Raw genomic sequence first — 15,170 nt, 5'->3', positions numbered from 1 at the left:
CTCCTGATGTGGGCCGCGCGACCGAGACGTCACGGTTCCACCCGCGAGGCCGAAGCGGCGAAGACCCGGCTCACCGGATAGTCGCGCCAGACATCGGCCGTTCCGGTGGCGCCGATCGCGACTCCGACTCCGATGCCCGCCGGAATGGCCAGCCATGCCGGTACCGGAGGATCCCCGCTCAGGTCCTCCTCGTCAGGGTCATTGTTCAAGGCAACGGCGATCAGCGCGCCTGCAGCGAGACCCAGGATGCCGCCGATGATCATCGACTTCCCAGACGACCGACCGCTGCGAATGCGGAGCCGTTCCATGCTCTCGAGCGGGATGTCCTGGGTGAGGGCCGGGTCGCTCGCTTCCATGTCGATCGCCCAGTATTCGATCCGCCACGAGAGAGAATCCATGGCCGCAAGGCGTCCCGTCATCTGGGCTTCGCGCAGGATCGAGTCCCGCTCGCCCTTCACCCGCCTGACGAAGTCGATCCGGACCTTGTCACCGATCTTCGGCGGCTCACCAATGGACTCGGCCGAGAGCGCCGGGGCGGCAAAGCTCAGCGCGAGCACGATCGTGAGTCCGACGGCACGAAACGTCATTTGGCGTACTCCACGGCCCGGGTCTCGCGGATCACGGTGACGCGAATCTGTCCCGGGTACTCCAGCTCTTTCTCGATCCGGCGCGCGATCTCGCCCGCCAGGTCCTGCGCCCGTGCGTCGTCGACGCGCGAATGCTCGACCAGGATGCGGATCTCGCGTCCGGCCTGGATGGCATAGGACTTCTCCACTCCCGGGAACGCGTTGGCGATCTTCTCCAGCGCCTCGAGACGCTTGATGTAGATCTCGATGCTCTCGCGCCGCGCGCCGGGACGCGCGCCCGACAGGGCGTCGGCCGCGGCCACCAGCACCGGCCACAAGCTGCCTCCGGCGTAGTCGTCGTGGTGGTAGCCGATCGCTTCCAGCACCGGCTGCGGCTCGCCGTAGCGCGCCGCGATCTCCATGCCGAGCTGCGGGTGCGTGCCTTCCTGATCGTGGTCGATGGCCTTGCCGACGTCGTGCAGCAGACCGCCGCGCTTGGCCATCTTGGCATCCATCCCGAGCTCGGCGGCCATCACGCCAGAAAGATGCGCAACCTCGACCGAGTGACGCAGGATGTTCTGCCCGTACGAGGTGCGGTAGTGGAGCCGTCCGAGCAGGTTCTGGAGCTCCGGATGGATGCCGTGCACGCCGACCTCGAGGCACGCCAGCTCACCGAGCTCGCGGATGCGCGCTTCCACCTCGGCTTTCACCTTGAGCACGATCTCCTCGATGCGCGCGGGGTGGATGCGGCCGTCGGCCACCAGCCGTTCCAGAGCGAGCCTGGCCACTTCGCGCCGCACCGGATCGAACGCCGAAAGGATCACGGCTTCGGGCGTGTCGTCGATGATGACGTCGACGCCGGTGATGGTCTCGAACGAGCGGATGTTCCGGCCTTCGCGCCCGATGATCCGCCCCTTCATGTCGTCGCTCGGAAGGTGCACGACCGAGACCGTCGACTCCGAGACCTGGTCGCCCGCGTAGCGCTGGATCGCGGTGGCGATGATCTTGCGGGCGTCCCGCTCGGCGTTTCGCTGCGCGGTGTCCCGGATCTCCGCGGTGCGGCGCGCGGCTTCCGCGCGGGCCTCGTTCTCGATGCCGGCGACGAGGTGCGCTTTGGCTTCCTCACCGGTCATTCCCGCGATCTTCTCGAGGCGGGCGCCCTGCTCGCGGAGCAGCGTGTCCAGCTCGCCCGACCTGTGCTCGACCGCCTGCTCGCGGCGCTGCAGGTCCTGCTCCTGGCGCTTGAGGTCGCGCTCCTTCTTGTCCACCAGCTCGACGCGCCGGCTGAAGGCGGTCTCGCGCTCACGGAACGTGGTCTCGGCCGCGAGCAGCGTGGAGCGGGACTCCTGAACCTCGCGCTCGATCTGCTGGCGGAGGCGCAGCGCTTCCTCGCGGCTCTCGAGGACGGCCGACCGCTTGACGGACTCGGCCTGACGGCTGGCCTCGTCCATGACGAGGCGCGCCTTCTGCTCCGCGCTGCTGAGCCCCTTCTTTCCCTGTCGTGCGCGCAGCAGATAGCCGAGCAGGAATGCCACGGCGGCACCGATGACGATGCCGCCGATCCATTGCCCGATGCTCATGTGTCTCTCCTGGATCCCGGACCGCACGGATGCGGTCCGGGCCCCGGCGGAGAAAAGATCCCCACCGAAATGCCGTGCGCACGCAGTTCTTGATACCCGGAAATTTCCAGGTGGGTGCGCCTCCGACCGGGTCGATCACCGGCCGCCCTTGCGGGCTTGCCGGCGACGTCGCCGACCACCGACGCTCCCTATGTGTTCTTAACGGTTCAAGAACTTGATATGCGTCACGGGCACGGCAGGGAACTCACGTCGATCGGTGGCTCCTCCTCGGTTACCTCGAAGGACTGTCCTGAAGCAGATCGTCGAGGACCGCGTTCAGTCGAGCGGTGCTCTGGTCGAGCAGATGGTGATCCTGCTCGTGCCGGCTCCGCTCCTTGAAAAGCTCATCCGCGATGTTGAGGGAAGCGAGAATGGCGACCTTGGACAGCGAGGCCACCGGAACCTTCTCGGTGATCTCGCGCATCTTCCGGTCCACGTAGGAGGCCACGCCCATGATGTAGTCCTGGTCGGCCTCGCCACGGATCGTGTAGCTGTGGCCGAAGATCTGGACCTGCACGACGTTCTTGGCGTCCATCCGTGCCTCCCGCTTCGCCGTGAATTCCCTGCGTTGATTTCCACAAAAGACGAAAGGCGCCTCGCGGCGCCTGCGTCAGACTTCCAGCCGCTCGAGCTTGCGGACCAGTGTCTCGATCCGCGTCGCCACTTCGCGGCGCTCCCCCTCCCACGCGCGCTGCTCTTTCCGCAGCGCCTGGATCTCGTTCATCAAGGACGCCAGATCCTGCCCCTGGAGCGTTCGCTCGTTCTGCTCCAGCCGGCTGGCCAGCGCCTGGTTGTCGCGTTCCAGCTTCTGATTCTCTTCCCTGAGCCGCTGCACCAGCGCGGCGGCTTTCTCGACCCGCTCGGCGAGCAGGTCCAGATCGGTGTGCACGACGGTCGATTCGGTCATCGTTCCCTCAGTCGCCCCCCGGTCTTCTCGGTGACCGCGGCCGACATCCTGTCCTGCGCGCCCTGAACCTCCGCCTCGGTGAGCGTGCGTTCCGGATGCTCGAATTCGAGCGTGAACGCCAGACTCTTCATCCCCGGCGGCGTTCCGGGTCCCGCGTAGACATCGAATAGCTCGACGTTCGACAACCATTCCCCGCCCGCGCCCTTCAGCAACGAGGCCAGCTCCTGGTGCTTCACGGAGTCCGGCACGAAGAACGCCACGTCTCGTCGGGCCGGCGGGAACCGTCCCGGCCGGCGGGTGATCGCGGGACCGGGAGCTTCGGGAAGGGCATCGAGACGCACCGCGAACAGGTGCACCTCATCTTCGATCCCCCATCCCTGGAGTAGCTCGAGGCTCAGCGTTCCCGCCCATCCAATGCTGGAAGTCGCAGACGCAACCTCCACACTGGCACCGGGTTTCCAACCGGGCGAAGAATAGGCGCGCCATTCTGTAGTGTCAACGCGCATCTCCGCCAGCCAGGCCTCCCAGAGGCCCTTGGCGTCGGCGAAATCCACCCGTTGCTGCGCGGCATCATGGGCGTGCGCATAGCGCGACCCGCACACGACCGCGCACAACATCGGCGTCTCCTCCGGAAGCTCTCTCTCGCCGCGATCGCGGAAGCCGGCGCCGACCTCGAACAGCCGGACGGCGGAAGCGCCCTGGTTGAGATTGTGCGCGCAGGCGCGAAGCAGGCCGGCGACCAGGTTCGGCCGCAGGACCTCCCCTTCGCGGCTCGTGGGGTTCATCACCCGCACCAGCGCCGGGTCGTCGGCGCCGAGCAATGCGGCGGTGGACTGCGCTTCACGCTCCGAGATGAGCGTGGTGCACCACGCCTCGTGGAGCCCGCGCGCGCGCATCGCCTGACGCGCGCGATCGCGTGTGCGCTCAGGGCCGCCGCGCTTCGGAATCACGCCGCGCGAGTCCGGCGAGGCTTCGGGGATGCGATCGTAGCCGTGCGCGCGCCCGACTTCCTCGACCAGGTCGTCCTCCTGGGTCACGTCGGGCCGCCAGCTCGGCACCCGCACGGCCAGCGGATCGCCGCGGTCCACGCCGAACTCGAACGATTCGAGATGTCGTCCGGCTTCCTCGGTGGTGAGCGTGACGCCGAGCAGCCGTCGCACGCGGCTCGACCGCAGCCGCAGCGTGCGCGGCGTGGGCGCGCGATGCGTGCGCTCGCGCGCGCGTCCGAGCCGTATGTCGGGCGCCAGCTCCCGCAGCAAGGCGATGAAGCGAGCCGCCGCCGGCGAGCCGATGGCCGGATCGACGCCGCGCTCGAAGCGCCGTGAGGCTTCGGTCGCCATCAGAAGCCGCTGCGCGCCACGGCGCACGCGCGTGGGCTCGAACCAGGCGCACTCGAGCAGGATGCTGGAGGTGGCGTCCGTCACTTCGCTGTCGGCGCCGCCCATGATGCCTGCCAGCGCGACCGGCCGCTGCCGGTCGGCGATGATCAGCACCTCGGGATCGAGCGTGCGCGGCTTGCCGTCGAGCGTGGTGAGCGTCTCTCCCGCCCGCGCGCGCCGCACGCGGATCGCGCCGCCTTCGAGGCGCGCGAGATCGAACGCATGCACGGGTTGACCCAGCTCGAGCAGCACCAGGTTGGTGACGTCGACCACATTGTTCACCGGGCGCTGGCCCATCGCGGCGAGGCGTCGCACCAGCCACGGCGGCGAGGGAGCGACCTGCACGCCGTCCACCACCTGCGCCAGGTAGCGAGGACAGCCCTCGGGGTCCTCGATCTCGAGATCGAAGTCGCTGCGTCCGCTCCACCGCGCCGCGAGCCGCGCGGAGGCCACCTGGGTCCACCGGCCGCCAACCGCCGAGCGAACCTCGCGTGCCAGTCCCACGACGCCGAGCCCGTCGGGTCGGTTGAACGGCACTTCGACTTCGAGCACCTCGTCAGGAGGATCCAGGATCTCGTCGATCGGCCGGCCGATCTTCAGCTCCTCGCGGCGGGCCACCACGCGCTCCAGATCCAGAATGCCGTCATGGTCCTCGGAGAGCGAGAGCTCGCGCCCCGAGCACAGCATGCCCTGGCTCTCCTCGCCGCGGATCTTCGACTTCTTGATCACCGTGCCGTCCGGAAGCTTCGCCCCCACGGTGGCGAGCGGCGCGATCATGCCGGGACGCACGTTGGGCGCGCCGCAGACGACGGAGAGCGTCTCGCCTCCGCCATCGACGCGACAAAGCGATAGACGGTCGGCATTGGGATGGCGGGCGACCTCGAGCACGCGACCCACCACGACGCCCGGATACCGGTGACCGAGCGTTTCGATGCCCTCGACATAGAAGCCACGCAGGGTGAGCGCGTCGGCCACCTTCTCGGCGGAGGCGTCGAACTCCACCCACTCCCGCAGCCACGACATCGGCAGCTTCATGTCAGCCTCGCCATCTTCATGTCAGCCCCGATCGGTGACGGCCGGACGCTTGAGCTCGTCCTGCACCCACTCGTCGACGGTGCGCTCGAGCAGGCTCAGCGGCAGCGCGCCGTTCGAGAGCACGACGTCGTGGAAGCGGCGCACGTCGAAACGACCGCCGAGCCGGCGGCGGGCATCCTCGCGGAGTCGCAGGATGTCGAGCTGGCCCACCTTGTATGCGCAGGCCTGGCCAGGATTCACGATGTAGCGCTCGATCTCGCGCACCACCTCGGTCGAGTCCATTCCGGTGTTCGACAGCATGTAGTCGATCGCCTGCTCGCGGGTCCAGCGTGCGCGATGGATACCGGTGTCCACCACGAGCCGCACCGCGCGGAACAGCTCGGCCTGGAGCGCCCCGAGCGAGTCGAACGCGTCTTGGTGGAAGCCGTTCTCGAGGGCCAGGCGCTCCGCGTAGAGCCCCCATCCTTCCGCGTAGGCGGTGAAGGGGATCATCTTCCGGAAGAACGGCACGCCGGTCAGCTCGTTCTGGACCGAGATCTGGAAGTGGTGCCCAGGCACTCCCTCGTGATACGCGAGCGTGCGCATGTCGGGGCGGTGCGTCTCGTGCGGATCCCGGAGGTTCGCGTAGAACACACCGGGCCTCTTGCCGTCCATGGAGGGACGCTGGTAGTACGCGCCGGCCGATGTCGCCTCCTTGAACGGCGGCACCCGCTTCACCTCGAGCCGCGCCTTGGGTCGCACGCCGAACAAGGCATCGAGCCGCGGAGCCGCCTCGTCGAGGATCGCCTGGTACCCGGCGATGATCGCGTCCCGGCCTTCGTCGCCATCGGGAAACTGGAAGCGAGGCTCGGCGAAGACCCTGCGCACCGTGCTCGCCAGGTCGGGCACCCGGTATCCCTGGGCGGCGAGAATGGCCATCATCGATCCCTGGATGCGGTCCACCTCGCGGCGTCCCAGCGCGTGGATCGAGTCTGCCGGCATGCGCGTGGTCGTATGGCTCGCCAGGCAGCGGTCGTAGTAGACGTCGCCGTCCGGGAGCTTCCACACCCCGTCGTCGTCGTTCGCGCGCGCGAGCAGGCTGTCCTCGTAGGCGATCATCCGGCGGTAGGCCGGGTACACCGTCTGCTCGATCTCGCGCTCGAGCCGCGCGCGCAACCGGTCGCGATCCGCCGGCTTCAGCTTGGCCATCGAGTCCGTGCGGGTCACGAAGTGCGTGTAGAGCGGATTCTCGCGCGCCGGCTTTCCGATGAGGCCGTTCATCTGATCCAGCACCTTCTGGACGACGAACCGCGGCGGCACGATGCCTTTGGCCTCCCGGTGGCGCAGCCCGCGGAGTGTCTGGTCGAAGGCCACGCCGAACTTGGAGATGCGCTTCACGTAGTTCTCGGCGTCGCGCGGTTTCTTCAAAGGATGCGTGTTCATCATGAAGTCGGGCAGCTGGCTCTGGAAGCCGAACAGCTGGTTGACCGGATAATCGTGGTCGGCGAAGCGGGCGTTCTCCTTCTGGTTGGTCAGGAACCAGTCGAGGACGTCGTACGACAGCCGCTGCTTGGATGGGAGCTTGGTGCGGTCGTATTGGTGGAGGACGTCGATCTGCCGCTCGAGGAAGCGGATCTCCCGCTCTTCGGCCTCGGGCGAGAAGTCGTCGAGCTTGTGCGAGTAGAAGTCGAGCGGCGTCCCATCCAGCATGCCCATGGACGTCATGAGCATGGGATGGCGCACCGCGAACTCGAGAAAGACTCTCATGTAATAGTGCTCCACCGACCAGGGCTTCAACCAGATCGTAGGCACCAGGAACACGGCGAGAGCCAGCAGCAGTACGCCCATCGCCCAGGCGATCTTGCGCTTTCCGCGCCGCATGGCTCCTCCTTCAGAACTGCCGCAGGAAACGAATGTCGTTTTCCAGGAACAGCCGGATCTCGGGAACGCCGTAGCGCGCCATCGCGATCCGCTCGAGTCCCATGCCGAACGCGAAGCCGGTCACGACCTCGGGGTCGTAGCCGACCGCTTGGAAGACGTTCGGGTGCACCATGCCCGCGCCGAGGAGCTCGCTCCACCCCGAGCCCTTGCACACCGGGCATCGGACGTCGCCTTCGAGGCGCCCACGGCCTTCGCAGATCGCGCAGGCGATGTCGAGCTGGCAGCCCGGCTCGACGAACGGGAAGTAGACCGGCACGAGCCGCGTCTTGACCTTGTCTCCGTAGATCGCGCGCGCGAACGTGGCCAGTGTGCCCTTCAAGTCCGCCATGCTGACGTCGCGGTCCACGAAGAGTCCGTCGATCTGGTGGAACTGATCCATGTGGCTCGCGTCCACCTGCTCGGCGCGGTACACGCGCCCCGGAAACACCAGCCGCAGGGGCGGCTTCCTCTCCTCCATGGCTCGTACCCAGCCTGGAGAAGTGTGCGTGCGCAGCAGAGTCTTCCCTTCACGAATCCAGTAAGTGTCGTGGGCGTCTCGAGCCGGATGATCCTTCGGGAAATTCAGCTTGGTGAAGTTGTACTCGTCCCACTCCACCTCGGGACTCGTGTAGACGGAATAGCCGAGCCCATGAAAGAGATCGAGCAAATCGGCCTGCACCTGCGCGAGCACGTGGGCCTTGCCGATCCACGGGCGCCGCCCCGGCAGCGTGACGTCGAGTCCGGCGGAGGCCCGGGCTTCGGCGGCTCGCTCGATTTGTTCGCGGCGTGCCTTGACCACCGCTTCGAGGCCGACGCGCATCGCGTTGAGACCGGCTCCCCGCGCGCGCCGTTCCTCCGCGGGCAGTTTGCCAAGCTCACCGAGCGCGAGCTTGAGCACTCCGCGCTCGCGGCCGAGGACCGCGACCTGCCGCTCCTGGAGTTCGCGCAAGTCGGGAGCGCCCGCGAGCACCTCGGCCCAATTTTGATAAGCCTCGGCGAGAGACGGGTCGCGCGCCTCGAGTTCCTTCACGCGCTCGGGGTGCAGGTCCGGGAACAAACTTGCAGGGTCACCCCTGCTCCACGCCGGATCGCAACCCTGAAGCAGGCCGTTTCCGGAGGAAACGGCCATCAGGCCGCCGCCGACTTCGCGACCTCCGCGAGCTTGGCAAAGGCCGCCGTATCGCGCACCGCGAGATCCGCGAGGATCTTGCGGTTCACTTCGACGTTGGCCCGCTTGAGCCCCGAGATGAGCGCGCTGTACGAAAGCCCATAGATCCTGGCGGCGGCGTTGATCCGCGTGATCCATAGCCGCCGGAAATCGCGCTTCTTGGTGCGGCGGTGGATGTAGGCGAAACGACCGGCGCGCTGCACGGTCTGAAGGGCGCTCTTGTAGAGCTTGCGGCGGCCGCTGTAGTTGCCTTTGGCCGCCTTCAGCACCTTGCGGCGACGGGCGCGTCCAGGGACGACGGTCTTTGCGCGTGGCATGGGTCTTCTCCATGTCCGCCCGCGGCAGGAGAGTTTGTCCGCGGACGAGGGGTCGGGGTCGGGAGCTAGCGGAGGCCGAGCATGCGCTGCATGCGGGCCTGATCAGCCTTGGCGGCCACCACGGGATTCAGCAGCCGGCGCTTGCGCTTTCGCGACTTGCCGATCATGCCGTGGCGCTTTCCGGACTGGGCGCGAACCACCTTCCCGGTGCCGGTCACCTTGAACCGCTTGCGAGCGGCGCGATTGGTTTTCATCTTGGGCATGCGTCTCTCCTGTCTTTCACCGCTCAGTGTGGTGCGCTGACCAGTAACCGGTGTTATAGCCGTCCTAAGGTGTCCTAGCCGTCCTAAGACGTTGCGTCCTTGCCGTCGCCCTTGGGATGCACCGGTGCGCCGATCTTCGGCGGCTTTGGCATCATCACCATCGTGAGCGTGCGTCCCTCGCTCCGAGCGGGGGTCTCGATGGCGGCGATCTCGGCGAGGTCGGCGATGATCTGATCGATCAGCCGCCGCCCGATGTCCTGGTGCGCCATTTCGCGCCCGCGGAACATGATCGTGAACTTGACCTTGTTGCGCTCGTTCAGGAACTCGCGAGCGTGGTCCATCTTGAACCCGTAGTCATGGTCCTCGATCTTCGGCCGCATCTTGATCTCTTTGATCTGCACCACGTGTTGCTTCTTCTTCGCCTTGCGCGCCTTTCGGCTCTCCTCGTACTTGAATTTGCCGTAATCCATGATCCGGCAAACCGGAGGCCTCGCGGTCGGCGACACTTCCACCAGGTCGAGGTTCTTGGATTGCGCCATCGCCAGAGCTTCTCGGACCGTGATGACCCCGATCTGAGAGCCGTCGTCGCCGATCAATCGAATCTGGGGGACTCGGATACGCTCGTTCACTCGATGTTCGGGTTGCCGTGGCGTCGAAATGGCTTTCACCTCCTGGCTGGCTGATTGCCTGGGTCGATCGAAAACGATCGACGCCGGGCCGAGTTCCGGAAAAGCCGAAACCCCGCCCGGCGCCGAGCCGGCTGCAGGCGCGGTCCCCATGGACCGCCTCGCCTGGAACCCTTTTGCAGGACCGCAGTCCGCGGAGGGTGAGAAGCGCGGGGCTTCTGCTTAGGTCGACAACGGCGGCCAGTCTAACCGCGCCTCCACCCAGGTGCAAGGCCGGGCAGTGGTCCGGTTGACACCTCGCCCCCTCCTCCCTAGTTTCGCTGGCCGTTCCGGCCATGGTGGCCGGTCCCCCCGTGGAGGGCAGATGAGATTCGCGAGGTTCTGGCTGGTCGCTTCGTCCCTGCTCGTGCTTCCCGTCGTGGCGTCCGCAGCTTCTCTCGAGAAGGGAGCCTCGCTCCTCGCTATCCAGTTGAGCCGCGGGATCGCGGACGCGAACACGGACAATGGTGGGTATCTGCTGTCTTCCACCTGGCCTGAAGTGGGGGTGCAAGGCCAATACTGGTACTTCATGGCGAAGGAGTACGCAGTCAACCTGACCGCAGGAATCGGCTATTTCAAGGAGAGCGTGACCGCCGATCCGGCCGTGGTCTTCGGAGGCAACCAAACCTACTCGGTCAGCTCATGGCAGGTGCGCTTGGGCGGCGACCGCTTCGCCCAGGTGAGCGACAAGCTCCAATTCTTCGCCGGCCCGGGAATCCAGATCTGGAGCGGGAGGCTGAAGTTCGAGGATGAGTCGGGCGAGGCTGAGCAGCCCTCGACCACCCGCTACGCGCTCAGCGGCCGCATCGGCGCCCAAATCCTGATGGGCGAGAACTTCGGCCTCATGGGCCACATCGGCCAGTACTGGGGCTACGCCACGGCGTCCGAGGGCGACGCCGAGACCAAGTGGCTGCCGAGCGGCTCCGAAGGCGCGATGGGCTTCAGCTTCGCGTTCTAGACCTTCGAGAAGTGACGAACCGCCGGTCCATCGGGGCCGGCGGTTTTTCGTTTGGTGATGACTCGAACGGAAGCGCAATGGAGACGCCCGTGATCGCCCCTCCGGATCGGGTTGATCCTCCCTTAGTCCTCGCCTAACCCACGCAGGCGACCCGACTCCGCGGGCCAAAGCACGACAGCGCGAGCTTCACTCGCTCTTCCAGCGAAGCGTCGGGAATGGCCGCGCATTTCTCCGCCGCTCGTTTGGCATCGGTGGCGGAGATTCGTAGCGCTCTTAGGTATGGGACGACCTCGTCGACCGCTTTCCTGGCCAGCTTGGCCGCTTCAGCCTCAGCCCTCTTGCTCTTCATGAAGTCGGTTCCAAAGGTGCACTCGGCTGCGTATTGATTGTGCGCGCGGCATCTCAGCCTTATCCCGTTCATGGTCGCCTGTCCGCCTCGCGCGACCGGCTCGATGTGATCGAACTCGAGTCGGGCCTTTTCGGAGCAGCGATGGCCGTCCGAGCTCACGAAGGTGCATTGGCCTCGGTCGCGCTTCCATACAGTTCGCTTCACGTGACGAGGGATGTAGCGAGGGTTAGGGCTGGTGGCCGAGATGTGGGGTCGACTCGTGGCCCCGAACTTCTGCTTCTCGAGTTGCCTCACCGCGATCTCGAGTACGCGGCGGAATACCATTGAGAGATCGCCGCTCGGAATCTGGTGGCTGAGGAGTGATTGGGCCTGGGTCAGGAGGTCGTGCGCGTCCTGGCAGAGGACGACCCTGAAGGCAAAACGCTGAGCTGCGATCGGCGCCACCGATGATCTGGGCGGTGCAACCTGCCCCGGGGCAACTTCCATGTCCGATGCCTGGAAGGAAGTAGGCGCAACTTGCCCCGGGGCAAGTTGCGGGTCCACGACCGTGAAGGTCTCAACGATCGGCATCTCTTCAGAACGGGGAAAGCGAGCCACGATCAACGCCTCGATTCCGGACTTGCTCTCTCCAGCCGCCGCGCTGACCAGGTCTGCCGCGTTCTCCGGCGTGAGGTGAGGCGCCAACAAGCACAAACCACTGAGGTTGAGCCGCCCGTCGGCGACGCATTCGAACAGCTCGGGGTACTCCCGAGCGGCGCGGGCGGCCTGAATCCGTTTGTAGGCGGAATCCCTCGTGAGTCCGAACCCTTCCACACAGTAGGCGTGCATGGAGGAATAGCCAGCCGGGAGGTAGAGCTTGCGGGCATCGACTTCAGCGATGTCAGCAAGCAGCAGGGCCGTGCTGGTGCGGTCGCGGGCGAACGACTGTTGCAGCTGTTGAATCAAGGCGGAGTCGGACAGCGCGGTGCGTGAGTAGTTCACGGCAGTTCTCGACGGGGGCGTGTGTCGAGGGCTGACGTGCTCTTTGTATCACAGCTGTTTTCGGCTCTTTCAGCCTTGCATGAACGCGCGATCGTGAGACAACTCGCGAATCGTTCGGCCTACGTTCGGTGACGTCGAAATGCCGCGAACCTCGGCGTGCTCGCGCGCTTTCAAGAGTCCATTACGGAGGCCAGCGAGTTCGTGCCCAAAAAGCTGTCAAGAGCGAACTCGCGCCGGATACCAATCCCTACCGCGTTCGCTCGCGCGTCTCTTTCTGGACACGCTCCAGAAAAGCGTCCCGGCTCATCGCCTCGAGCTGTCCCTGACCCTTGCGACGCGGGGACACGGTGCCGGCTTCGGCCTCGCGCGGACCGACCACCAGCATGTACGGAATCTTCTCCAGCTCGGCGTCGCGGATCTTGGCGCCCATCTTCTCGTCACGGAGATCCACGTTGGCGCGCACGCCGCCGTCCTTGAGGAAAGCCGCGGTATCGACGGCGTAGTCGTGAGCCTTCGGATTGGCGGGAATCACGACCACCTGCACCGGCGCGACCCACACCGGGAACTCGCCGCCGGTGTGCTCGATGTAGATGCCGACGAACCGCTCGAGCGAGCCGAGGAGCGCGCGATGGAGCATCACCACTTCGTGCTCCTTGGCGTCGGCCCCGGTGTAGGTGATCTCGAAGCGCTTGGGCAGGTTCATGTCGACCTGAATCGTGCCGCACTGCCACTCGCGCCCCAGCGCGTCCTCGAGCTTCACGTCGATCTTCGGCCCGTAGAAGGCGCCGCCGCCTTCGTCCATCTCGTATTCGATCCCGCGCCGCTCGAGCGCCGAGCGCAGCGCCTCGGTGGAGAACGTCCAGTCCTCCTCGGCGCCCAGGCTCTTGGCGGGCCGAGTCGCGAGATAGGCGGTGTAGGTGAAGCCGAAGGCCTGCAGCAGCACGTTCATCAGCTCGATCATGCCTTCGACTTCTTCGGCCACCTGCTCCTTGGTGCAGAACAGATGGGCGTCGTCGACGGTGAATCCGCGCACGCGATCCATGCCGTGGAGCACGCCGCTCCTCTCGAAGCGATACACGGTGCCCAGCTCGGCCAGCCGAAGCGGCAGCTCGCGATAACTCCGGCGGCGACTCTTGTAGATCATGATGTGGTTCGGACAGTTCATCGGCTTCACCCGGTACGGACTGCCCTCGATGTCCATGGGCGCGTACATGAACTCCGAATACTTGTCGAGATGACCGGAGATCGCATAGAGCCGCTCGCTCGAGATATGCGGCGTGTAGACGAGGTGATATCCGCGCTTGAGGTTCTCGTCCTTGACGAAGGTCTCGATCAGGTGGCGCAGCATGCCCCCCTTGGGGTGCCAGTGGATCAGCCCCGCGCCGACCTCTTCGTGAATCGAGAACAGATCCAGCTCGCGGCCGAGCCGGCGATGGTCGCGCTTCAGCGCTTCCTCGACCCTCTGGAGATGAGCCTCGAGCTCCTGTGCCGATGGGAAGGCGGTGCCGTAGATGCGCTGAAGCATCTCGTTGCGCTCGCTGCCCAGCCAGTACGCGCCCGCGACGTGGGTGAGCTTGAACGCCTTGACCTCGCCGGTGCTGCGCACATGCGGGCCGCGGCACAGATCGACGAACCCGCCGTTCTTGTAATAGGTGACCTTGGCGTCCGCGGGAATCATGCTCAGGAAATGCAGCTTGTACTTCTCACCGGCGGCAGCGAATCGACGCTGCGCTTCCTCGCGGCTGGCCTCTTCGTATTCGAAGACCTGGTCGGCGGCGACGATCTCGCGCATGCGGACCTCGATCTTCTCGAGATCTTCGGGAGTGAAGGGCTCGTCGCGCGCGAAGTCGTAGTAGAAGCCGTTCTCGATCGGCGGCCCGCCGGCGACCTTGACCTCGGGAAACAGCTCGGTGACCGCGGTGGCGAGGACGTGCGCCGCCGAGTGCCGCAGCCGGTACAGGGCCTCGCCGCCCGGATAGTTCGCGACGTCGGGTCGGTCTTCGGAGATGGAGGCCATGGACATCGGTGTTTCCCTGGCGGCGCGTGCCGGCCGTCCGCTTTGAGACTTCGCCGTCACGGCGCGGCGCAAATGGTGGGCGCTACTGGACTTGAACCAGTGACCCCTTGCTTGTCGAGCAAGTGCTCTACCAGCTGAGCTAAGCGCCCGTGAGGCGACGGAGTAAAGCCGGACCGCCGCGTGGCGTCAAGACAGCGGGCCGAGCTGCTCGGAGATCGAGATCACTTCGCGTCGAGCGGGACAGGCTCCCAGTGCTCGTACTCGCTGAGACCTCCGAGAAACATCCCCGCGACGAAGCCCAATCCGCCTACGGTGAGGCCTCCGACGAGCGCGCCCCCCGCGGCGTAGTCCCCGCCCTCCATCGAGGCGAGCGCTCCTCCGAGCCCCGCACCCACCACCACTCCCAGCAAGCCGAGCGTGGTCGCGCCCGTCCAGGCGTGATGCCGCCGGCCATCACCGACCTCCAGACGGTTGATGTGCGGAATCGCGAGCGTGATGGACTGGCTACCCTTGCCGTCGGGTAGGAAGGTCAGGCTGTCTTGCGCGCGCCGGACCAGGATGCCGGTCCTGGGCTCATCCCCGAAGTCGCGGGGCGCCTGGATTCGCACGCGGACGGCCGCGGGAAGCTCGGAAGGCGCATTGGCCGGACGCGGCTGGGGAATCGGCGCCGCCTTCCACTGCTCGATCCGGCGGGCGGAACCCACGACCGCCCCGACGCCCGCGCCCGCGATCATGCCGAGCGTTCCGCCCAACGGATACTTCCAAACCATCTCGTTGTTGTCGTTGAGCGCCGCGATCGTGAGCCCGGCGAGCGCCCCGAGGATCGCGCCAGTCTGCGCCCCTTCCCGGGTCGCGGGGCCTTTGCCCGCGCTGGTTTCGAAGCGAACGATGTGCGCCATTGGAATCGAGAGGCGCGTCGCTGCCGAGTCGGAGAGCACCACCAGCGTGTCGGGTTTCCAGGCTTCGAGGACGCCAAGCACCGGTTTGCGCTCACGCGGAGTGCTGTGGACGCGCACGCGGGCCCCCGGATCGGGCAGCTCCTGAGCG

14 protein-coding genes, 1 tRNA gene and 1 other RNA gene are annotated in these 15,170 nt (G+C 66.3%); 1 reads left to right on the top strand and 15 read right to left on the bottom strand.

Going from position 1 to position 15,170, the window contains the following annotated elements; genetic code table 11:
* Nucleotides 1-29: 29 nt before the first annotated feature.
* The 11 genes from VFQ05_08370 to infC all read right to left on the bottom strand — a co-directional run bounded on the left by VFQ05_08370 (nucleotide 30) and on the right by infC (nucleotide 9,782).
* Nucleotides 30-587, bottom strand: a complete 558-nt coding sequence (locus VFQ05_08370; protein HET9326770.1) for a hypothetical protein — start codon at nucleotides 585-587, stop codon at nucleotides 30-32.
* Nucleotides 584-2,146, bottom strand: coding sequence for a ribonuclease Y (gene rny, locus VFQ05_08365; GenBank protein HET9326769.1), 1,563 nt, complete (start codon nucleotides 2,144-2,146; stop codon nucleotides 584-586). The genes VFQ05_08370 and rny overlap by 4 nt, the downstream gene beginning before the upstream one ends.
* 54 nt (nucleotides 2,147-2,200) lie before the next feature.
* Nucleotides 2,201-2,391, bottom strand: a non-coding RNA gene (gene ssrS / locus VFQ05_08360) — 6S RNA.
* A 26-nt stretch (nucleotides 2,392-2,417) separates the two neighbouring features.
* A complete protein-coding gene (locus VFQ05_08355; protein ID HET9326768.1) occupies nucleotides 2,418-2,720 on the bottom strand; it encodes a cell division protein ZapA in 303 nt (100 codons plus the stop codon).
* A 75-nt stretch (nucleotides 2,721-2,795) separates the two neighbouring features.
* Nucleotides 2,796-3,092: a hypothetical protein gene (locus VFQ05_08350; GenBank protein ID HET9326767.1), complete on the bottom strand. Its 297-nt coding sequence runs from the start codon at nucleotides 3,090-3,092 to the stop codon at nucleotides 2,796-2,798.
* Nucleotides 3,089-5,506: a phenylalanine--tRNA ligase subunit beta gene (gene pheT / locus VFQ05_08345; GenBank protein ID HET9326766.1), complete on the bottom strand. Its 2,418-nt coding sequence runs from the start codon at nucleotides 5,504-5,506 to the stop codon at nucleotides 3,089-3,091. Before pheT ends, VFQ05_08350 begins: the two co-directional genes overlap by 4 nt.
* 21 nt (nucleotides 5,507-5,527) lie before the next feature.
* Nucleotides 5,528-7,366 carry a DUF885 domain-containing protein gene (locus tag VFQ05_08340; GenBank protein HET9326765.1) on the bottom strand — a complete coding sequence of 613 codons (1,839 nt, stop codon included), beginning with the start codon at nucleotides 7,364-7,366 and terminating at the stop codon, nucleotides 5,528-5,530.
* 10 nt (nucleotides 7,367-7,376) lie between these two features.
* The gene (gene pheS / locus VFQ05_08335) at nucleotides 7,377-8,534 is read right to left on the bottom strand and encodes a phenylalanine--tRNA ligase subunit alpha (GenBank protein HET9326764.1); all 1,158 of its coding nucleotides are present in this window, start codon (nucleotides 8,532-8,534) and stop codon (nucleotides 7,377-7,379) included.
* Nucleotides 8,534-8,890 carry a 50S ribosomal protein L20 gene (gene rplT, locus VFQ05_08330; protein ID HET9326763.1) on the bottom strand — a complete coding sequence of 119 codons (357 nt, stop codon included), beginning with the start codon at nucleotides 8,888-8,890 and terminating at the stop codon, nucleotides 8,534-8,536. Before rplT ends, pheS begins: the two co-directional genes overlap by 1 nt.
* A 65-nt stretch (nucleotides 8,891-8,955) precedes the next feature.
* Complete coding sequence (gene rpmI, locus VFQ05_08325) at nucleotides 8,956-9,153, bottom strand: 50S ribosomal protein L35 (GenBank protein HET9326762.1); 198 nt, start codon at nucleotides 9,151-9,153, stop codon at nucleotides 8,956-8,958.
* Nucleotides 9,154-9,236: 83 nt separating this feature from the next.
* A complete protein-coding gene (infC, locus tag VFQ05_08320) occupies nucleotides 9,237-9,782 on the bottom strand; it encodes a translation initiation factor IF-3 (protein ID HET9326761.1) in 546 nt (181 codons plus the stop codon).
* A 361-nt stretch (nucleotides 9,783-10,143) separates the two neighbouring features.
* Between infC and VFQ05_08315 the strand changes: the two genes are divergently transcribed.
* Nucleotides 10,144-10,776 carry a hypothetical protein gene (locus VFQ05_08315; GenBank protein HET9326760.1) on the top strand — a complete coding sequence of 211 codons (633 nt, stop codon included), beginning with the start codon at nucleotides 10,144-10,146 and terminating at the stop codon, nucleotides 10,774-10,776.
* A gap of 133 nt (nucleotides 10,777-10,909) precedes the next feature.
* Here VFQ05_08315 and VFQ05_08310 read toward each other — a convergent pair whose 3' ends face one another.
* The 4 genes from VFQ05_08310 to VFQ05_08295 form a co-directional block, all read right to left on the bottom strand.
* On the bottom strand, nucleotides 10,910-12,106 hold the full coding sequence (locus VFQ05_08310) for a hypothetical protein (GenBank protein ID HET9326759.1): 1,197 nt from the start codon (nucleotides 12,104-12,106) through the stop codon (nucleotides 10,910-10,912).
* 247 nt (nucleotides 12,107-12,353) lie between these two features.
* Nucleotides 12,354-14,129, bottom strand: a complete 1,776-nt coding sequence (gene thrS, locus VFQ05_08305; protein ID HET9326758.1) for a threonine--tRNA ligase — start codon at nucleotides 14,127-14,129, stop codon at nucleotides 12,354-12,356.
* A gap of 67 nt (nucleotides 14,130-14,196) precedes the next feature.
* Nucleotides 14,197-14,272: transfer RNA gene (locus tag VFQ05_08300), tRNA-Val, on the bottom strand.
* Nucleotides 14,273-14,344: 72 nt separating this feature from the next.
* A partial coding sequence (locus tag VFQ05_08295; GenBank protein ID HET9326757.1) for a hypothetical protein occupies nucleotides 14,345-15,170 on the bottom strand: 826 nt, incomplete at its 5' end.

It is taken from the genome of Candidatus Eisenbacteria bacterium (assembly GCA_035712145.1).
GTDB lineage: Bacteria > Eisenbacteria > RBG-16-71-46 > RBG-16-71-46 > RBG-16-71-46 > DASTBI01.
The sequence above is the reverse complement of the archived record's forward strand: the minus strand, read 5'-3'. Positions and strand labels throughout refer to the sequence as shown.